The sequence below is a fragment of the Streptomyces sp. DH10 genome (assembly GCF_029813805.1).
In the GTDB taxonomy this organism is placed as follows: Bacteria; Actinomycetota; Actinomycetes; order Streptomycetales; family Streptomycetaceae; genus Streptomyces; species Streptomyces coeruleofuscus.
In genome coordinates, this window is sequence record NZ_JARVKU010000001.1 from 13,574 (window position 1) to 35,042 (window position 21,469).

Annotated in this window: 6 protein-coding genes; 3 read left to right on the forward strand and 3 right to left on the reverse strand. The window is 72.3% G+C overall.

Translation table 11 applies throughout. The annotated features are described in order from the left end of the window. Positions 1–89: 89 nt before the first annotated feature. Together QC385_RS00080 and QC385_RS00085 are read right to left on the reverse strand one after the other, a co-directional pair. Entirely contained in the window at positions 90–2,366 is a 2,277-nt protein-coding gene (locus tag QC385_RS00080; RefSeq protein ID WP_279539146.1) for an ABC transporter ATP-binding protein/permease, read from the reverse strand. A gap of 70 nt (positions 2,367–2,436) precedes the next feature. Continuing rightward, a complete protein-coding gene (locus QC385_RS00085) occupies positions 2,437–9,825 on the reverse strand; it encodes a non-ribosomal peptide synthetase (RefSeq protein WP_279539147.1) in 7,389 nt (2,462 codons plus the stop codon). 329 nt (positions 9,826–10,154) lie between these two features. Here QC385_RS00085 and QC385_RS00090 point away from each other — a divergent pair, with 329 nt between their 5' ends. Then, positions 10,155–10,937 (forward strand): DUF899 domain-containing protein, encoded by a 783-nt coding sequence (locus QC385_RS00090; RefSeq protein WP_279539148.1) that lies wholly within the window; start codon positions 10,155–10,157, stop codon positions 10,935–10,937. Positions 10,938–10,981: 44 nt separating this feature from the next. On the opposite strand, the gene QC385_RS00095 is transcribed toward QC385_RS00090, so the two are convergent. Then, a complete protein-coding gene (locus QC385_RS00095) occupies positions 10,982–11,521 on the reverse strand; it encodes a phenolic acid decarboxylase (protein WP_279539149.1) in 540 nt (179 codons plus the stop codon). A gap of 127 nt (positions 11,522–11,648) precedes the next feature. Here QC385_RS00095 and QC385_RS00100 point away from each other — a divergent pair, with 127 nt between their 5' ends. Then, on the forward strand, positions 11,649–19,862 hold the full coding sequence (locus QC385_RS00100; protein ID WP_279539150.1) for a type I polyketide synthase: 8,214 nt from the start codon (positions 11,649–11,651) through the stop codon (positions 19,860–19,862). Next, positions 19,859–21,352 carry a tryptophan 7-halogenase gene (locus QC385_RS00105; RefSeq protein WP_279539151.1) on the forward strand — a complete coding sequence of 498 codons (1,494 nt, stop codon included), beginning with the start codon at positions 19,859–19,861 and terminating at the stop codon, positions 21,350–21,352. Before QC385_RS00100 ends, QC385_RS00105 begins: the two co-directional genes overlap by 4 nt. The last annotated feature ends 117 nt before the right edge of the window (positions 21,353–21,469 follow it).

Consider the following 21,469-nt stretch of genomic DNA (forward strand, 5'->3'; position numbering starts at 1 on the left):
CATCCATCTTGCCAGGTCAGCGGCGGTTTTCGGGCCGCTGTCCGCCGCTGCCACCCGAACGAATGACGAGCGGCTGAACAGGCCGTCCGTCAGGCGGGTGCGGGAGTGCCGGCCTGGAGCTGCCACAGGGTCGTGTAGGTGCCGCCGCGTGTCACGAGCTCCTCGTGCGTGCCGTGTTCGGCCACCACTCCCCCGGGTCCCATCACGTAGATCTGGTCGGCGTGCTGCACGGTGGACAGCCGGTGGGCGATGACGATCATCGTCCGGTCCGTCCCGAACACCTGGAGGGCCTGCTGGATGATGGCCTCGGTCTCGTTGTCGACGGCGGAGGTGGCCTCGTCGAGGATGATGACCGGGGGGTCGCGCAGGATGGTCCGGGCCAGCGCGATGCGCTGTTTCTGCCCGCCGGACAGCGCGGCGCCCCGTTCGCCGACCCGGGTCGCGTAGCCGTCGGGCAGGCTGTCGATGAAAGCGTCGGCGCCTGCTGTGCGGGCAGCGGTGACGAGTTGCTCGTCGGTGGCGTCGAACGTGCCGTAGCGGATGTTCTCCGCGATCGTCGCGTCGAACAGGAAGGGCTCCTGGGTGACGTATCCGATGGCGCGGCGCAGGTCGGGCAGCGCGAGGGTGCGCACATCGGCGCCGTCGAGCAACACCCGTCCGTGGTCGGGGTGGTGGAAGCGCATCAGCAGTTTGGCGACGGTGGTCTTGCCTGCGCCGCTGGTACCGACGATTCCGGTGGTGCGGCCGGGTGGGACGACCAGGGATGTGCCGCGCAGGGCCGGCGGCCGGCCGGGGTAGGCGAAGGTCACGTTCCGCAGTTCGATCTCGCCCTTGACCTGCTGTCTGGGCATCGGGCGCCCCTCGGCGAACGGTTCGAGGGGGAGGTCGTGCAGCCGCTCCACCCGGTCCAGGGCGGTGACGGCGCGCTGGTACTGGTCGGTGGTGCTGCCCAGTCGGGACAGCTTCAGCATGGCCATGCCCGGCATCTCGATGAGCGGGCCGAAGGCCGCGGTCGACAGGGTGCCCCGCAGGACGGCCCTGCCGCCCAGGAGCACCGTGCCGACCAGTGCCGAGCCACCGGCCAGCCGCAGGATCTGCGGCGGGATCGCCGAGCTGCGTCCGCCGGCGCGGTCGGCCTCGCTGCACTCGCGGTTCAGCTCGGTGATACGGGCGATCTCGTGCTCTTCGGTGACGGCGGACTTGATGGTGGTGTGGGCGTGGAGGTTCTCGGTCACCCGGCCGTTCAACCGTGCTCGGCGGGCGTCGGAGGCGGCGTGGCCGGCCACCGCGCGTTCGTGGAAGCGGAAGGACAGCCAGGCGACGAGCGGGATCGGTGCGAGGGCGATCCAGGCGATCTGCGGAGCGAGCAGCAGGAAGGCCGGGATGAGGAGCGCCAGGCTGACGCACATCTGGACGACGTCGTTCATGTTGGTGCCGACGAAGGTGCTGATCTGGCCGATGTCCTCGGACAGGACGGCGTTGACCCTGCTGACGCGTTCCTTCTCCAGGTCGGCCGGTGCCACGCGCTGGACGTGCTCGTAGGTACGGGTGCGCCAGTCGTCCTCGATGGTCTGCGCCAGTTGGCGCCAGACGACACTGGCCCCGTAGCCGAAGGCCGCCATGGCGAGGCAGGCCGTTCCGGCGGCGCCCACGAGAAGCGACAACTGGGAGGTGACTCCGGCCACTCCGTACTTGGCGAGGGTCGCGCTGCCGCCCTTGGCGACCAGCAGCACGATCGAGGGGCTGAGGGCGAACAGCGCCATCTCCGCCAGTTGGGAGAGTCCGGACAGCAGTGCGGCGAAAGCGAACTTCCGCTTGTGCGGGCCGATGATGCGGCGCAAAGGGTGGCGGCGCGCCGCGGCCTCGTCCGTCGACTGTTTCGCGCTGTCGGATCTGCGCCACGCTCTTCGGACCACGGCTGTCGTGGCGACGGTGGTCAGTCCGAGGGTGAGCAGGGGTTTGCTGAGCAGCGTCAGGAGGAAGGGCCCGCCGACGACGGCCGCCGCCACGGCGCCCGAGGCCCCGAGGATCCTCGGCAACCAGCGTCCGGCGCCGTCACCGCGGTCCTCCGGCACGCCCTCGCCGGGCTGTGCGGTGGTGTCGGGCCACGGCAGGTTCGCCGCGGTGGCGCGCAGGGCTGCCAGCGTCCGGGCGATCGCTTGCCGCAGCAACCGAGCGGCTTCGCGCGGAGTGATGGTGCGGTCGTGCCTCACCAGCACCCGGCCGGTGACCGGGCTGGCGTGCACCTCCTCGATGCCCGGGGCCTCGAGGAGTGACGTCTCGGTCAACCGCGCCGAGGCGGGTCTGCCGCGCAGGAGGTCCACCTCCCAGCGCTGACGGCCGGGAACGATCGAGCGTGGACGCATCCTCGCTCTGGTGGGGGTACGTCGTGTCGTCGGGCGGTCGCCCGGGGGACTTTCGAGCAAGGCCATCGCGTCAGTCACTGCTCTCCATGAAACTCCAGTAGCCGGAGATCGCGGCATCGTCGATCTCGGGGATCACCACGCCCAGTTTCCGCAGCCGCCGGACCGTCCTGTCGTTCCCGAACTCCAGGGTCGGCCCCTGTGCGGCCTGCCCCTTCCCGGCATGCTCCTCCAGGTAGGCCTGGTAGGGCAGGATCGGCAGTTCCTGTCCCCGTTCGGTCGCGCGACGCAGGCGTCGCAGCCAGTCGGTCAGCGGGAGTTGTTCCGAGCGCGTCCCGTGCGTGCGGTCGTAGGCGGCCATGAAGGCGCCTGGTCCGATCCTGCGCGTGTCGTGAAGGTGGTGGACGCGGCCGGTCCCGTCGCTGTCGCGCACCAGCTCCACGAGAGCGGCGGCGAGGACGTCGACGGGCAGCAGGGTCTCCTCCAGTGCGGGATCCACCGGGTGACAGCCGAGCGCCGCGCAGCTGGTGAGCAGCCGGGAGAACATGTCGTCCCGGTTGACCGCACCGGTCGAGGAATGGGCCCAGATGCGGCCGAGGCGGTGGATGCCACCGTCGGCTCCCCGTTCGAAGGCACGCTCCACCAGCCGGTCGGCCACCCACTTGCTCGCCGCATAGCCCTTCCCGAACGGGTGCCGTTCACCGTCGATCGGCGAATCCTCCGTGACCAGCCGGGACTCCTGGCCGGGTCGGAACACTCCGAGGGTGGAGAGGTGGTGGAACGCCTTCGGCCGGCCTTCGCCCGCCAGGTGCAGCAGGGTCCGGGTGCCCTCCACGTTGGCGGGCTTCAGCCGTGCGTAGGGCGAGAGGTGATGGACGTACGCGCCGCTGTGGACGATCGTGTCGATCGTCTCGCGCAGCCGCGCCCAGTGCGCCTGGCCGATACCGAGACCGGCGGCGGCCAGGTCCCCGCGCACGATGTGCAGGCGTGGATCGTCCACCGTCGCCGTGATGCCGTAGGTCCGCAGGACTCGAGCCAGCCGCTCGCGCGCCTCGGCGTCGGTCCGTGCGCGGACGAGGCAGTGCACCTGTGCGGTTGTCCTCCGCAGGAGTTCGGACAGGAGGAAGGCTCCGACGAATCCGGTGGCTCCGGTCAGCAGGACCTCGCGCGGGTCACCGGCTTGCCGGGGGTCGGAGGTGACGCGCGGGGTGGGGGCGAAGCGCAGGGCGGGAGCGAGTTTCGCCTCTGTGTCGGGCACCCACGATGTCGTGGTGTCGCCCGCACGGAGACGCCTGGCCAGGCCCGCGGGGGTCGGTGCCTCCAGGAGGGCCGACAGGCTGAAGGGGACGGCCAGGGTCTCGCCGATCCGGCTCGCCAGGCGGGTGGCGAGCAGGGAGTGGCCGCCCAGGGCGAAGAAGTCGTCGTCGGCGCCGACCGCGGGCACGGCCAGGACCTCGGCGAACAGGTCGCAAAGGGCCCGCTCCTCGGGGGTGTCGGGAGCACGGCCGCCGCCGGCGCCGGTGGTGAAGTCCGGCGCGGGGAGGGCGCGGCGGTCGAGCTTGCCGTTCGTGGTCAGCGGCAGGGCGTCGAGCACCGTGAACGCGGACGGCACCATGTGGACGGGCAAGCGCTCCCGGAGGAAGGACCGCAGTTCGGCCGGATCGATCCCGGTGCCGGCGACGGGTACGACGTAGGCGGCCAGGCGGGTCTCTCCGCGGTGGTCGTCGCGGGCGAGGACGGCCGCGTGGGCGACCCGGGGGTGCGAGGAGAGGACGGACTCGAGCTCACCGGGTTCGATGCGGTGGCCGCGGATCTTGACCTGGTCGTCCGCCCGTCCGGCGAAGACGAGTTGTCCGTCGCGGCGCCATCGGGCCAGGTCGCCGGTGCGGTACATCCTCGCCCCCGGCGGGCCGTAGGGGTCGGCGACGAACCGCTGGGCCGTCATACCAGGGCGGCGCAGATAACCGCGCGCCAGTCCGGCACCGGCCACGTACAGCTCGCCGGTCACCCCGGGCGGCACCGGTCGCAGCGCCGCGTCCAGGACGTACGCGCGGGTGCCGGGGACCGGCCGGCCGAGGACCGGGTGCGCGGCGGCGTCGAGCCGCGCCTGGAGCGAGTCGACGGTGCACTCGGTCGGCCCGTACATGTTGTGGGCCGACAGCCCGTCCACCGCCCGCAGTTCCGTCCAGAGCCGGTCCGGCAGCTCCTCGCCGCCGAGCACGGCCACGCTCGGTCGCCATCGCCGGTCGGTGAACAGGCCGCGGTCGTACAGGACGCGCATGTACGAGGGCGTGACGTCGACCGAGTCGATCCGGTGCTGGATCAGCCAGGCGATGAACCGGTCGGCATCCACCCAGGTGGCGGCGTCGGGCACATGCAGCTCGTGACCGGCCGTCAGGGCGGCGAGCTGGCTCCACGAGGCGTCGAAGGACACCGAGGCGGTCAGCGCGACCCGCAGACGCCGGTTTCCGAGGCGTTCGGCCGCCGGTCCGAAGACCTGGTCCCGGTACTGCGCCGCGACGTTGACCACGCTCGCGTGGCGCGCGACGACACCCTTGGGCAGCCCGGTCGATCCCGAGGTGTAGATCACGTAGGCCGGATGGTCGGGTGACAGCCGTGTCACCGGATCACTCTCCGGCAGGCCGTTCACCTCTTCCGCGGTCTCCGGCGCGTCCAGCAGCAGGGACGGAGTACCCGGCATCTTGGCGGTGGTGGTGTTCGTGAGCAGCAGCGCGGGCCGTGCGTCCTCGGCCATGGCCGCGAGACGCGGGGCCGGGTACTCGGGGTCGAGCGGCAGGTAGGCGGCCCCCGCCTTGAGCACGGCGAGCACGGCCACGACGAGATCGTGCGAGCGGGGCAGGGCGAGGGCGACCACGTCCTCCGGCCCGACGCCGCGCGCGCCCAGTGCGTGAGCGAGCCGGTTCGCCCGCGCGTTCAACTCCCCGTATGTCAGGGTGGCGCCGTCCGCCACGACGGCGACCGCGTCGGGCGTGGCACGCACCTGTGCCTGGAAGAGCTCCGGAATCGTGCCCGCCGCCGCGGGCCGGCCGGTGTCGCCGAGGAGGTCGCGGCGTTCGCTGCCGGACAGGACGTCGATGCGGCTGATCGGACGGTCCGGGTCCCGGACGGCCGCTTCCAGCAGGCGCACCCAGCGTGCCGCGAGGTCCTCGACCGTGCCGTGGTCGAACAGGTCGGTGGCGTAGTCGACGGTGCCGTCCAGGCCGAGGCAATCGCCCTGCGGGGAGCGCTTCTCGTAGACGCCGATGTCCAGGTCGAACTTGGCGGTCTCGGTCGGCACCGGCATTCTGGAGCTCTCCAGTCCCGGTAGCCCGAACACCGCGGCCTCGTCGGCGTCGAGGGAGAGCGCGACCTGGAACAGCGGGTGGCGGGCTGGTGACCGGGCCGGGTTCAGCGCCTCCACGACCTGCTCGAACGGCGCCTCCTGGTGGGCGTATGCGGCCAGTGCGGCGGTGCGGACACGGTCCAGCAGCCGGGTGAAGGCGGGATCGCCCGAGGTGTCGGTCCGCAGCACCAGGGTGTTGACGAAGAACCCCACCAGGTCGTCCAGGGCCTGATCCGTACGGCCGGCGATCACGGTGCCGACAGGCACGTCGGTGCCCGCGCCCAGCTTCGTCAGCAGCGCCGCCAGTCCCGCGTGCAGCACCATGAAGAGGCTCGCGCCCGACCGGCGCGCCAGCTCGCTCAGCGCCGTGTGCAGTTCCGCGTCGATCCGCAGGCGGACCCGGGCGCCGCTGTGGGAGGCGACGGCCGGGCGGGGCCGGTCGTAGGGAAGCGTGAGCTCCTCGGGGAGTCCAGCCAACGCGGCGGTCCAATGGGCCAGTTGGTGGCTGAGGAGGCTGTCGGACTCGTCGTGGTCGCCCAGGAGCCGACGCTGCCACAGGGCGTAGTCGGTGTACCTGACGGGCAGTGGCTCCCAGGCCGGCTCCTCGCCGTGGCTCCGGGCGGTGTAGGCGGTCGCCAGGTCACGGGCCAGCGGGGCCATGGACCAGCCGTCGGCGGCGATGTGGTGGACGGCGATCACCAGGACGTGCTCGGCGGGCCCCAGCGCGAACAGCTCGGCGTGCAGTGGCGTCTCGACGGCCAGGTCGAACGGGTAGCGGACGGCGTCCAGCAACCGCGCGTGCAGCGCCTCCTCGTCGTCCACCTCGGTGACGGGCAGTGGCGTACGCACCGCGGACGCGTCGAGGATCCGCTGGAAGGGCTCACCGTCGACGTCCGAGTAGACCGTGCGCAGGCTCTCGTGCCGGCCCACCACATCCCCCAGCGCGCGCTCCAGCGCTCCTCGGTCGAGCTCGCCGGTCAGGCGCTGCACCAGGGGAATGTTGTAGGTGGCGCCGGGTCCTTCGACCCGGTGCAGGAACCACAGCCGTCGCTGCGCGAACGACAGGGGCGTGAGGTCGGACCGTTCCTGGACGGTCAGCGCCGGGCGTGCCCCGTCCGTCCGGTCCAGCCGCGCCGCCAGGAGGGCGACCGTGGGAGCGTCGAACAGCTCGCCCAGGTTCAGTTCCGCCCCGAGCACGGCGCGGATCCGGGACACCAGGCGGATCGCCAGCAGCGAGTGCCCGCCCGCGTCGAAGAAGTTGGTGTCCAACCCGGCCCGCGGCAGGCCGAGCGCCTCCGCGAACAGCTCGCACAGCAGTTGTTCCCGCGGTGTGCGCGGTGCCCGCCCGGTCGACGGGCCGGTGTCGTCGTCCGGGTCCGGCAGGGCGTCGCGGTCGGTCTTTCCGTTCGGGGTCAGCGGCAGCTCGTCGAGCATCACGAACGCCGACGGCACCATGAAGTCGGGCAGCCGCTCGCGCAGGTGCTCACGCAGAGACTGCGGCCGGGCCCCGTTCCCGTCCGCCACGACGTAGGCGACGAGCCTGAGATCGCCCTGCTGCCGGTGACGGCGGGCGAGCACCGCGCCCTGCGCGACGCCCGGGCACGCGATCAGCGCGGCCTCGACCTCCTCCTGCTCGATGCGGAAGCCGCGGATCTTGACCTGGCGGTCGGCGCGGCCGACGTATTCCAGCTGCCCGTCCGCCCGCCAGCGCACCACGTCACCCGTCCGGTACATCCGTGTCCCGGGAGGCCCGTACGGGTCGGCGACGAACCGCTCGGCCGTCAGCGCCGGCCGGCGCAGATAGCCGCGTGCCAGGGACACACCGGAGAGGTACAGCTCTCCGGCCGTTCCCACGGGCACGGGTTGCAGGCTGCCGTTCAGCACGTAGGCACGACTGCCGGAGTGCGGCTCCCCGATCGGCGGGGTCGTGCCGGCGGGCGGCAGGGGCCGGCTCGTGGTCACGATCGCGGTCGTTTCCGTCGGTCCGTAGACGTTCATGAAGCGACGGCCCGGAGCCCACCGCTGCACCAGCGCCGGCGGCACCGGCTCTCCGCCCACCACGAGCGTCGAAACGGCGCTGTCCCTCTCGGCCACGACCGCCAGGGCCGACGGCGGCGCGAAGGCATGGGTGATACGGGCGTCGGGGTCGGTGAGGACCGACAGCGGATCGGTCCTGGGGGCGAGTACGAGGGTCGCCCCGGTCAGCAGGCTGACGCACATCTCCCACGTGGAGGCGTCGAAGCCGGGCGAGGCCAGCTGCGAGAACCTGCTGCCGGGTGTGATCTCCAGACGCTGCGTGTGGAAGGCGACCAGGGAGGCGATGCCCGTGTGCGGCACCATCACCCCCTTGGGCCGCCCGGTCGAGCCCGACGTGTAGATGACGTACGCCGGGTGTCGCGGGTCCAGGGCGATGCAAGGGTCGGTGTCCGGCTGCTCCTCCGACAGCTCGGCCACGGTCCGCGAATCGTCCAGGACGAAGACCGGGTGGGCGTCGGCGAGCATGAACTCCCTGCGTGCCGCCGGGTATTCGGGGTCCACCGGCAGATAGGCGGCCCCGGCCTTGAGCACGGCGAACTCGGCCACGATCAGGTCCACCGAGCGCGGCAGGACGAGGGCGACGATGTCCTCCACGCCGATCCCACGGGCCGTCAGCGCGTGCGCGAGCCGGTTCGCGCGCGCGTTCAGCTCCCCGTACGTCACGGTGATGCCGCCGGACACCACCGCGGTCGCCTCCGGTGCCCGGCGCACCTGCTCCTCGAACAGCGCCGGGATCGAGACGACGGGCGCACCTGCCGCAGTGGCGTCCCCCATCGCGAGCAGGTCATGTCGCTCGCCGGCCGTCAGAACGTCGAGCCTGCCGACCGGGAGATCAGGGTCCGAATCGGCCATGTCCGCGAGGAAGTCGAGCAACCGCCGCTGGGTTTCCGCGAGTTCAGCCGCGCCGGGCGCACCGGGTGGTGCGTGCAGCCTCATGTGCGGCCCGGAGCCGTCCCGGCGGTCCCACACCATGATCATCAGGTCGGCGGCCAGCGGGAAGGAGAGGTTGTGCGCCGTGCACGTGTGGCCCGCGAAGGAGATGTCGTAGTCGAACCCGATGAGGTTGACCATCGGCGAGAACGCCACACCCGGACCACGGGTCAGGTCGAGGTCGCGGTGCAGGTCCTCGGCGCGGTAGCGCTGGTGCTCCACCGCTTCGCGCATCCGCTCGTCGACCTGGGCGAGCAGCTCCCGCAGCGGCATGTCGGGCCGGACGGTGAGGCGTACGGGAACGCTGTTGGCCAGCATCCCCGGTGTCGCACGGGAGGCCTCCCCCACCCGGCCGGCCACGGTCAGGCCGACCACGACGTCCCGCGCGCCCGTCAGACGGTGCGTGTACAGCGCCACGGCGGCGAACACGAAACGGAAGCGGGAGACGCCCGCGCGCGTGGCCGCCGCCTTCAGCACCTGCGGGCGCGGCAGCGGAAGCAGGTCCGTTCGCGGAACGGGCCCGTGCGCCGAATCGGTGGGGGACGCCGCTTGCGGGCGCGTCCATCCCGCCAGCTCCCGCATCCAGTACGCACGATCCTCGGCACGCTCCCGGGACTCGCGGTAGTCCCGGTCGGCCTGGACCAGCGCGGACAACGGACCGAAGGGACAGGGGCCGGCCTTGTCCCCTTGGACCAGGGCCGTGTAGACCTCGGCGACCCGCCGGGCCACGAGCGCGTAGCCGAAGGCGTCCACGGCGGCGTGGTGGTAGGTGTGGTACCACCAGAACCGGTCGGGGGCCAGCCGGACCAGCGCGTAGCTGAACAGTGGTCCGGAGGCCAGGTCCATGGGCCGGGCCAGGTCGGCGGTGATCCACGCGCGGCCCGCCGCCTCCGGGTCGGGCTCGTCGCAGACGTCGACGAAGGAGAGCGACCAGGGCAGTTCGCGCTCCAGGATCTGTACCGGGCCGTCTTCGCCGGGCACGAGGCGTACCCGCAGCGCGTCGGTCTCGGCGACGACCTGACGCAGTGCCACCTCGAAGAGGGGTGGGTCGACCGGTCCGTGGATCTCCAGGTACTCGCCCAGGCGCAAGGCCGGGCTCACGTCCGGGGAATGCTGCTCGGCCAGCCAGACCTCGCGCTGTCCCGCGGTCACCGGAAGGATCTCCGCCGACGTATCGGGTGTCCGGTCCGGGGTCTGCGTCTGGTCATCGACATGCTGTGCGGGAAGCTGACGACGGGACAACGAGGAACCTCCTGTGGTGCCGGCGCCCCCTGATCACGACCGGCCTTCGCAGATCACTCATCGTGACAGCTACCAGGGCATTTCCCGCGTCCGGAGCAAAATAGCCACCCGAAGGAATGACGGGCCGCGCGCTACGCGCCATGGCCGCGATGAGTTCCGGCCGCGACTTGAGTCTGTTCCGGTGAGCGTCGTACGACGCCGTACGACGCTGCCCGGCACGAGCCACCCCGGAGGACAGCATGACCACCACGCCGAGTGACCCCACCACCGCACGGCCCGGCCGACCGCCCGTCGTCGACCTGGCCACCTGGCAGGCCGCCCGGGACGAGCTCCTGGTCCGCGAGAAGGCCCACACCCGCGAGGGCGACGCCCTCGCCGCGGCCCGCCGCCGGCTGCCGATGGTGGAGTTCGACGGGACGGTCGAGGTCGTCGGACCCGACGGTCCGGTCCCGTTCCTCGACCTGTTCCAGGGCCGCGACGAGCTCGTGGTCTACAAGCACATGTGGTACGACGGCGCGCCGCACCAGGGGCAGTGCGAGGGCTGCACCACCACGGCCTGGCATCTGAAGGACGCCGTCTACCTCAACGCCCGCGGCGTCTCCTTCGCCGTGCTGACGACGGGCCGGTGGGAGGAGGTGGCCTCCTACGTCGAGTTCATGGGCTACACACAGCCCTGGTACTCGGTGCGCGACGCGGACGCGCCGGTCGGCGACGACATGGGTCACCTCACCTGCTTCCTGCGCGACGGCGACCGCGTGTTCCTCACCTACTCCACGACGGGCCGTGGCAACGAGCGGGTCAACGGGTCCCTCGGCCTGCTCGACATGACGCCCTACGGCCGCGGCGAGGCGTGGGAGGACAACCCCGAGGGCCGGCCCGAGGGGCGCGGCCCGTGCTGGTCCTGGCGCTCGGACGCGGACGGCAATCCCACCTGGGGTCCGACCAGCCGCCCCGTACCGCAGTGGACGCGCCCCGGCGCGATCCCCGTGGAGACCCTCGGCCGGCACGGCCGCCACCACTGACGCGCGTTCGCCTCGGCGGCGACGGCCTCCTCGTACGGCCTCGGTCAGTTGGTGCGGTCGGACCAGCCCTGCGGGAGGTCTCCGGGGGCCGTGGCGATGATCGTCTCGTCGTCGGGGCCCACGTACTCGAAGAGGGTGATCTTGGCGAACTCCGGGACGACGTAGACCGGATAGGTCGGGCCCTCGTCGCGGTACCTGCGCATCTCGTCGAGGTGGTCGTTCTGGTAGAGGACGGTGCGCTCGCCGTGTTCCTCGACCCAGCGCGGGAAGAAGATCACGCCGTGCAGGCGGCGCTTGCCGGGCATGACGTTGACGGAGACCGACGTGCCGGTGGGCTCGTTCCAGGAGATCTTGTAATGGTCGTCGTCCAGCTGGACGAGGTCGACCCGCTGGTCCTTGACCCAGCGGCCGCCCACCATGCCGGAGTGGATCCGGTAGTCGATGGTGGTCGGGTTCTTCACGTACATCTCGTACTGCCAGCCGTTGGCGTAGGTGTAGATGAAGCGGTGGCCGACGATCCCGGAGAGTTCCTGCTCGGGGACAGGGCTCCGGACGGTGGTCACGTGTGCTCCGTTGACGGCCATGGCGGTACCTCCTCGCTGCCGCAGGCCGCTGCGGCGGGTCGTGCGGGTCGTACGAGTAGCCCCCTCGACGGTCGGCAACCTCTACGCTCAACATCATTACGGCCCGATGGACCTGGAAGGCGGAGACATGAGGCGTGACGAGCTCGTCCGGCCGGTGCCGGAGCACTTACGGCGGCACGCCGAAGTGGCCGCGCACCGGGTCGCCTACTCCGACTCCGCGCGGAGCGTCACCTACGCCGAGCTGGAGCGGCGCACGCGCTCGCTGGCCGGGTACCTCACCCGGACAGGACTGCGCCGCGGCGACCGCGTCGCGATCTGCCTCGGCAACTGCGTGGAGATGGTGGAGAGCTGCCTCGCCGTGCTGCGGGCCGGGATGGTCGGCGTCCCGCTCAATCCGCGGTCCTCCGACACCGAGCTGGCCCACTTCCTCCAGGACAGCGGCGCCGCGTTCGTCATCACCGACGCCGCGCACGTCGCACGGTTACGGCGCCTGGGACCGCCGTACGACCGCCTGGGCGTCCTGGTCACCGGGAGCGGCCCGGTCCCGGACGGCGCCCAGCCCTTTCGGAGCGCGGCCGAGAGCGACGGGCCCGCGGAGATCGACATGCTCGGCCTCGACGACCCGGCCTGGATGCTCTACACCTCCGGCACCACGCACCGCCCCAAAGGCGTGCTGTCCACACAGCGGGCAGCGCTGTGGTCCGTGGCCGCCTGCTACGCCCCGGTCTTCGGTCTCTCGGCCGACGACCGGCTGCTCTGGCCGCTTCCGCTCTTCCACAGCTTCAGCCACTCGCTGGCGATCCTGGGCGTGACGGCCGTGGGCGCGAGCGCCCGGATCGCCGGTGAGCTGCTGCCGCCGGGCGGTCTGCGGCGGGAACTGCTCACCGCGCACGCGGGGCTCGGCGGGCCCTTCACCATGCTGGCCGGCGTGCCCGCGACGTACCACCGGATGCTCGACTCGGACGACGAGGCCCCGCCGGCACTGCGGATGTGCGTCGTGGCCGGGGCCCCGAGCGGCCCCGCACTGCGCGCGGCCGTGGAGGAGACCCTCGGGGCCCCGCTGCTGGACGCGTACGGCAGCACCGAGACCTGCGGCATGATCGCGGTGAACCGCCCCGAGGGGCCCAGGGTCGACGGTTCCTGCGGTCCGCCCGTCCCGGGCATGGAGGTACGCCTCGTCGACCCGGGGAGCGGCGAGGACGTCCCGGACGGCGCCGAGGGCGAGGTCTGGGTACGGGGGCCGAGCCTGATGACCGGGTACCACGAGCGGCCCGAGGCGACGGCGGCCGCGCTGCGGGACGGCTGGTACCGCACCGGCGACCTCGGCCGCCGTGTCGAGCACGGCCATCTCCGGCTCACCGGCCGGGTCAGCGAGCTGATCATCCGCGGCGGCGAGAACATCCACCCGACGGAGATCGAGCAGGTCCTGGCGCAGTGTCCCGGCGTGTCCGAGGCCGTGGTCGTGGGTGTGCCGCACGACGTGCTCGGCGAGGTGCCGGTCGCCTTCGTCGTTCCAGGTCCGGACGGGATCGACGCACGGCAGGTGCTCGCCGAGTGCCGGACCCGGCTGGCCGACTACAAGGTGCCTGCCGAGATCCGCGAGATCGCCGCCGTCCCGCGCACCGCCTCCGGCAAGATCGCCCGGCACGAGCTGGCCGCCCCCGCTCCGGCCGCGGCCGACGACGCGGGTACCACCCTGAGTGAGCGGCTCCTGCCCCTCTCGCGCGACGACCAGGAGCGCGCGCTACGCGAAACGGTGCTCACCGAAACGGCCGAGGTCTGCCGGAGGACACCGGGCGATCTGCCCGGCGCGGACAGCCCGTTCGTCGATCTCGGCATGACATCGGTCGGCGTCGTCGAGCTGGTGGACCGGCTCACCGCGCTGACCGGGGTGAGCCTGCCGTCGACGCTGGTCTTCGACCACCCGACACCGGCCGAGGTGGCCCGCTACCTGCGCACGGTGCTCTTCGAGGGCGAGCCCGTACGGCGGCCGCAGGCGTACGGCGGACAGGACCCGTCCGCCGAGGACGATCCCGTCGTCATCGTCGCCATGGGCTGCCGGTATCCCGGTGACGTCGACTCTCCTGACGACTTATGGGAGTTGGTGTCGCGGGGACGGGACGCCATCTCGGAGTTCCCGGGCGACCGCGGCTGGGACCTGGACGCCCTCTACGACCCCGATCCCGACCGGATCGGCACGTCGTACACGCGACACGGCGGATTCCTGCACCGGGCCGCGGAGTTCGACGCCGGACTGTTCGGGATCTCGCCGCGCGAGGCGCTCGCGATGGATCCGCAGCAGCGGCTGCTCCTGGAGACCTCCTGGGAGGTGTGGGAGCGGGCCGGGATCGACCCGGCGTCGCTGCGCGAGAGCGACACCGGCGTGTTCGTGGGCGTGATGTTCGGCGACTACTCCGCCCGCTTCACCCGCCCCCACGAGCTGGAGGCGCACCTGGGGCTGGGCTCGGCGGGCAGCGTGGCCTCCGGGCGGATCTCGTACGTGTACGGACTGCGCGGTCCCGCGATCACGGTCGACACCGCGTGCTCCTCCTCGCTGGTGGCACTGCACTGGGCGGCGCGGGCGCTGCGTTCGGGCGAGTGCTCGCTGGCCCTGGCGGGCGGGGTCACGGTGATGGCGACACCCAAGCCGTTCCTGGCGTTCAGCCGGCAGCGCGGGCTGTCGCCGGACGGGCGCTGCAAGTCGTTCTCGGCGGCGGCCGACGGTACGGCCTGGGGCGAGGGCGTGGGCCTCGTCCTCCTGGAGCGGTTGTCCGACGCCCGGCGCAACGGTCATCCGGTCCTGGCCGTACTCCGCGGCTCCGCCGTGAACTCCGACGGCGCGTCCAACGGGCTCGCCGCGCCCCACGGGCCGGCGCAGCGGCGGCTGATCGCGCGGGCGCTGGCGGACGCGGGGCTGTGCGCCGGTGACGTGGATGTGGTGGAGGCCCACGGCACGGGCACGCGGCTGGGCGACCCCATCGAGGCGCAGGCCCTGCTGGCCACATACGGCCAGGGCCGGGAGCAGCCGCTGTGGCTCGGATCGGTCAAGTCCAACCTGGGACACACGCAGGCGGCGGCCGGTGTCGCCGGCGTCATCAAGATGGTGCAGGCCATGCGGCACGGCGAACTGCCCCGGACCCTGCACGCCGACTCGCCGACACCGCACGTCGACTGGTCCGCCGGCCGCGTGGAACTGCTGACCGCCCCACGGCCCTGGCCGGACTCCGGCCGGCCGAGGAGGGCGGGGGTCTCGGCCTTCGGGATCGGCGGGACCAACGCGCACGTGATTCTCGAAGAGGCGCCGGAGAAGGAGGCTGTGGTCTCACGGGAGTCGGCGGTCTCTCCGGAGGCGGCAACCTCGCAGGCGGTGATCTCCCAGGATGCGACGGGCTCCCCGGAGACAGCCGCGGCGCCGCCCGTTCCGTGGCTGCTCTCCGCCGCCGACGAGAGCGCCCTGCGGGCCCAGGCCCGGCGGCTCGCGGCCGAGGCAGCGAACCGGCCGGGCCTGTCGTCCACCGACGTCGCCTACTCGCTGGCGGTGTCGCGTTCCGCCCTCACCCATCGCGCACTCGTCCCCGCCGGTGACCGGACCCGGATGCTGAACGCGCTGAACGCGTTCGCGCGGGGCCGGGACACACCGGGCGTCGTACGAGGACTCGCGGACCCGGAGATCCGTACGGCCTTCCTGTTCACCGGACAAGGCGCCCAGCGCCCCCGGATGGGAGCCGAACTGCGCGCCGCCTTCCCCGTGTTCGCCGACGCCTTCGACGAGGTCTGCGGGCACCTGGACGACCGCCTCCCCCAGCCGCTGAGCGCGGTGCTGTCCGCCGAGCCGGGCTCACCGGAAGCGGCTCTCGTCGACCGTACGGACTTCACACAGGCCGGACTGTTCGCCTTCGAGGTGGCGTTGTTCCGGCTGCTCGAGTCGTGGGGCGTGCGAGCCGACCGCCTCGTGGGCCACTCCGTCGGCGAGCTGGCGGCCGCGCATGTCGCCGGTGTACTCGATCTGCCCGACGCTGCCACGCTCGTCGCCGCTCGCGGCCGGCTGATGCAGGCCTTGCCCGACGGCGGGGCGATGGTGGCGTTGGACGGGACCGAGGAAGAAGTCGTCGCGGCGCTGGGGGAGTTCGAGGCGGGGGCGGCTCAGGCGGCACAGGTGGCCGTCGCGTCCGTCAACGGGCCCCGTTCAGTGGTGATCTCGGGAGCGGAGGCCGCGGTGCTCGCGGTCGCGGCCGACTTCGAGGCGCGTGGCCGCAGGGCCGTACGACTGCGGGTGAGTCACGCCTTCCACTCACCTCTGGTGACGCCGATGCTCGACGAATTCCTTTCCGTGGCGAGGGAGTTGACCTTCCGGCCGCCGCGCATACCGATCGTCTCCACCGTGATGGGCCGGGTCGCCGAGCCCTCGGAACTGTGCTCGCCCGAGTACTGGGCGCGGCATGCCAGGATGCCCGTGCGCTTCGCCGACGCCGTGCGCCGGCTGGCGGACGACGGGGTCTCCGCCTACCTGGAGCTCGGTCCCGGGCCCGTACTCACCGCGGCTGCCACCGACTGTCTGGCCGACGCGCCCGCGAGGGGCCCCGTTCTCGCCGTGGCCACACGAAACGGTGCGTACGAACCGGAGACGCTCCTGTCGGCCGTGGCGCGGCTGCATGTGGCCGGGGCCGCGGTCGACTGGGCGGCGGTGTACGCGGGTTCCGGCGCGCGCCGCGTGGACCTGCCGACGTACGCCTTCCAGCGGCAGCGGTACTGGCTGGACGCGCCGGGACCGGCAGCGGCCGACCCCGGTCCCCTGCTGGGCCCGGCCTTCGCGGTGCCGGACACCGAGCGGACGGTGCTGACCGGGCTGTTGTCCCTCGCGGCCCACCCTTGGCTCGCGGACCATGTCGTCGCCGGGCGGATCATCGTGCCGGCGACGGTGTTCGCGGAGATGGCCCTGCGGGCGGGCGAGGAGGTGGGCTGCGACGCGGTCGACGACCTCGTGGTGCTGTCGCCGCTCGTCCTGTCCGGTTCCGCGGGGGTGCGGGTACAGGTCGTGGTGGGTGCGTGGGACGACGACTCGGGCCGGCGGCCCATGGACGTCTACTCCCGGCCGGAGGAGCCGCCGGAGAAGCCGGACGAGTCCGCCGAGGGCGCCTCGTGGACCCGGAATGTCTCCGGGCAGTTGGGCCGAGGTCGTCGCACTGCGCATGGCGATCAGACCCAGCAGGACGATCTGACCCACTGGCCGCCCCAGGGTGCCGAGGCGGTGGATCTCACCGGCGCCTACGCGGCCCTCGCCGACGCCGGGCTCGCCTATGGGCCTGCCTTCCAGGGGGTCGGCGCGGTATGGCGGCGCGGTGACGACGTCTTCGCGGAGATCCGGCTGCCCGCGTCGCACACGTTCGAAGCGGGCGGCTTCGGACTCCACCCGGCGCTGTTCGACGCCGCGTTGCACGCGCCGCTGCTGGCCGGGTCCGCCGACACGAGCACGGTCCGGGTGCCGTTCGCCTGGAGCGGGGTGAGCCTGCACGCCTCGGGAGCCACGGAGTTGCGGGTCAGGGTGACCTCATCGGGCCCGGATACGGTCGCGCTGACGCTGGCCGACCCGTCCGGCAGGCTCGTGGCACGCGTGGACTCGCTGGTCACCCGGGGGCTCCCGGCCTACCGGGCAGACAGGGCCGACCGGGCGGACAGGACGGACGGGACAGACGGGACGGACACGGCGGACGACATCGTACGTAGGGCCCTTCTGCGTCCTGAGTGGGCCGCCCTCGACCTCCCCGGAGACGGCTCCGGCGACGCCGGTGAGCGCACCTGGACGGTGTACGGGCCGGACGAGCTGAACCTCGCCGAGTTCCTCCCCGGCGGGGACAATCCCGAAGTCGTCGCCGTCACAGCCATCGCCCATGCGACGGGTTCGGATCCCCTCTCCGCCACTCACGAGTTGACGGGCCGAGTACTCAAGACGCTCCAGGGCTGGCAGGACGATCCGGGCACGGCGGGCTCACGGCTGGTGGTGGTGACGCGGGAGGCCACCGGTCCGGTGCCGGACCTCGCGGGCGCGGCGGTCTGGGGACTGGCGCGCACGGCGCAGTCGGAGCTGCCCGGTCGTGTCGTCCTGGTGGACGTCGACGGGCAGCCCGAGTCGCTTCGGATGCTGCCGACGGCTGTCGCCACCGGTGATCCGCAACTCCGGATACGGGATGGTCAGGTGACGGTGCCGCGACTGGCCGCCGCGCGTGGTATCTCTGGGGCGGGTGCAGCCTTCGACCCGGAGGGTACGGTGCTGGTCACCGGAGGCACGGGCGCGCTGGGCGCGGAGCTGGCACGCCATCTGGTCGCCGAACACGGCGTACGGCATCTGCTGCTGACCGGGCGCCGTGGGCCGCAGGCACCAGGAGCGGCGGAACTGCGCGGTGAACTCGAGGAGTTGGGGGCGCGGGTCGGCATCGTCGCCTGTGACGCGGCCGAGCGTGCCGCGCTGGCCGAGGTGGTCGAGCGCTGCGAGCCGCCACTGACCGCTGTGGTGCACGCCGCCGGGGTTCTGGACGACGGCGTGCTGGATTCGCTGACGCCCGAGCGGATGGCGGCCGTGTTGCGTCCGAAGGCCGACGCGGCCTGGAACCTGCACGAACTGACCCGGGACATGGGTCTTTCGGCCTTCGTCCTGTTCTCGTCCGTCTCCGGTCTGCTGGGCCGGCCGGGCCAGGGCAATTACGCGGCCGCGAACTCGTTCCTCGATGCCCTCGCCCACCGCCGCGCCGCCGACGGACTGCCCGCGCTGTCGCTGGCGTGGGGCCCGTGGGAGCACACCGGTGGCATGGCGGCGGGGCAGCCCCCGCAACGCCCGCAGTCACGTGATGTGCTCGTGCCGCTGTCCACGCCGCAGGGCATGGTCCTGTTCGACGCCGGGCTGCGCTCGACGGAGCCGGTCCTGGCACCGATCCTGCTGGACCGGGCGGCGCTTCGGTCCGGTGCGGGGCACCTGCCACCGCCGTTGCGCGGGCTGGTCCGGCAGCACCGGCCGCCCGCCGCGACGACGGCCTCGGGCGGCTCATCTGGCTCCCCCGGCTCCCCTGGGCAGATGCTGGAGCCGGGAGCCTGGCGGAAGCGGTTGGCCGCCATGCCCCCGGGAGAACGGGAGGCGGCTCTCGTGGAGTTGCTGCGGGCCGACGTGGCCGCGGTGCTCGGCTATCCGCACGCCGACGCGCTCCCAGCCGGCAAGTCCCTCGCCGACCTGGGATTCGACTCCCTCACGGCCGTGCAGATCCGCAACCGGCTGAGCATGGCGCTGAAGCTCCGGCTGTCGGCCGCGGTGGTGTTCGAGCACCGTACGGCCGAGGAACTGGCACGACACGTGCTCGGCCTGCTCGACGGCGAACCGGCCGCCGCGGTCGCCCCCGAGGCCACAAGGGCCGCCGAGGGTGCAGTAGCCACGGTGCCCGAGCGGCCCGCGTACAGCCTCTCCTCGCTGTTCCGATCGGTCAGTGCCGCCGGACAACCGGTGGCGGCGATGCACCTGCTCGTCACCGCGTCCTGGGCTCTGCCCACCTTCACCGCCGCCCAGGGTCGCGAGCACGCGCTGCCCCCGATCCGCCGCTCCCCCGGCCGCTCCGGCTCCAGTTCCGGCTCCGGCTCCGGCTCCGGCTTCGGAAGGCCGACGGTCGTCTACTTCCCGCCCTACCATCCGTCCCTCACGTGGGACGGCGGAGACTTCCCTCGGTTCCACCGCGCTTTCCAGGACGATCCGGAGGCCTTGGAGGTCCTGGAGTTCCCGCACCCCGGCATCGGTACCGGGGCCGCCGTTCCGCAGGACCGCGCCGCGCTGGCGCGTACGCACGCAGAGAACGTGCTGCGGTACGTCGGAGACAGGCCCTTCGTGGTCGTAGGACGGTCGGCCGGCGGCAATGTGGCGCACCTGGTGGCGCACCAGCTGGAGAACACGGGCCGGGCACCGACCGGTCTGGTGCTGCTGGACGCCTACCACATCACGCCGGACAACAGCGACAAGGACTGGCTGCTGTCCCTGGCCGCTCCACCGCCGCAGGACACCGGACAAGCCCTCTTCACCGGTGACGACGACAGCACCCTGGCCGCGATCGGCGCCTACAACCGGATCTTCCTCGGCTGGTCCCCCGAGCCGATCGTCACACCCACGCTCCTCGTGCGGGCGCAGCGGCCCACGCCCGCCATGGCGGCCGCCGCGGACGCGGACGGCTGGCGGACGTCCTGGCCCGCGGCTCACGATGTCGTGGACGTCCCCGGAGACCACCTGACGATGATGCGGGAACACGCGGAGACAACCGTGTCGGCGATCCGCACCTGGATCGACGCCCGAACGGCGAAGGGAGACCAGTGAGTTCCACCGAGCCTACTCAGGACTTCGACGTCATCGTGGTCGGCGGCGGCCCGGCCGGGGCCACCGTCTCGGCGGCCGTCGCCCTGCACGGCCATCGCGTCCTCCTGGTCGAGAAGGAGACCTTCCCCAGATACCAGATCGGCGAGTCCCTGCTCCCCTCCACGGTGCACGGCGTGTGCCGGATCCTCGGCGTGGAGGACGAGATGGCGCGTGCGGGCTTCAAACCGAAGCGCGGCGGCACGTTCCGCTGGGGCAGCAACCGGGACCCCTGGCAGTTCTCCTTCGCGCTGTCGCCCCGGCTGGCCGACCCGACGTCGTTCGCCTACCAGGTCGAGCGGTCCCGGTTCGACGCGATCCTCCTGGACAACGCCCGCCGGGTCGGCGTCGACGTACGGGAAGGCTGCCGGGTGACCGGCGTACTCGCCGACGAGGAGCGGATCCGCGGGGTGCGCTGGACCGGCCCCGACGGTGAGCTCAGAGAGGCCGCCGCCCGGTATGTCGTGGACGCCTCCGGCAACGGCAGCAGGATCCACCCGCACGTCGGAGGAAAGCGGATCTACTCCGACTTCTTCCGCAACATCGCCGTGTTCGGCTACTTCGCCGGCGGCGAGCGGCTCCCGGCACCGAACGACGGCAACATCTTCTGCGCGGCCTTCGACGAGGGCTGGATCTGGTACATCCCCCTCCGGGACGACCTGACCAGCGTCGGAGCCGTGGTCGCCCGCGAACACGCCGAAGCCGTCCAGGGGGATCCGGCGACCGCCTGGCGCCGCCTGATCGACGCCTGCCCGGAGGTACGCGGCTTCCTCGACGGCGTCCCCCGGGCTACCGAGGCGCCTTACGACCAAGTCCGCGTCCGCAAGGACTGGTCGTACTGGAAGTCACGGCTGTGGCGGCCCGGCATGGCACTCGTCGGAGACGCGGCGTGCTTCGTCGACCCGGTACTGTCCAGCGGAGTCCATCTAGCGACCTACGGCGGGCTGCTCGCCGCCCGGTCCATCAACAGCTGCCTCGCCGGAAGCCCGGACGAGACCCGCCTGTTCGCCGAGTTCGAGACCCGCTACCGGCACGAGTACAGCTTGTTCCACGAGTTCCTGGTCTCCTTCTACGACATGCACCAGGACGAACGGTCGTACTTCTGGAAGGCCCGCAAGGTCACCAACGTCGGCACGACGGAACTCGAGGCGTTCGTCGAGCTGGTGGGCGGTCTGGCGTCCGGCGACGCGTCGCTCACCGGCGCCGGGCCCGCGGGCGAACGTCTCACCGCGGCCGCCCACGACTTCGAGCGAGCCGTGCGCCGCCTCCCCGACGCCGACGACCTGCGCAACCCCCTCTACGAGTCCGAGACCTTCCGGCAGGTGTTCCAGGAGGGAACCGTCCTACAGGAACGCGGGCTGTTCGGCGGGCCGTTGGAGACCGAGGCACCACTGCGGCCCGGCGGCCTGGTGGCGTCGGAGGACGGGCTGGCCTGGGTCGAGCCCGAGCCCTAGCAGCCGCCTGCGTGTTGTCGGGACCATGCCGGCCGGGGGGTGATCGGCGAGACGCTCACTGCGGCGAGGTCCGCTGACCCCGCCTGCCCGGCTATAGCCTGCGAGCCAAACCAAGAA

What these genes read in the sequence shown, in the direction of transcription:
- QC385_RS00080 (WP_279539146.1), bottom strand. Translation starts at nt 2,366, where the DNA reads ATGCGTCCACGCTCGATCGTTCCCGGCCGTCAGCGCTGGGAGGTGGAC.
- QC385_RS00090 (WP_279539148.1), top strand. Translation starts at nt 10,155, where the DNA reads ATGACCACCACGCCGAGTGACCCCACCACCGCACGGCCCGGCCGACCG.
- QC385_RS00095 (WP_279539149.1), bottom strand. Translation starts at nt 11,521, where the DNA reads ATGGCCGTCAACGGAGCACACGTGACCACCGTCCGGAGCCCTGTCCCC.
- QC385_RS00100 (WP_279539150.1), top strand. Translation starts at nt 11,649, where the DNA reads ATGAGGCGTGACGAGCTCGTCCGGCCGGTGCCGGAGCACTTACGGCGG.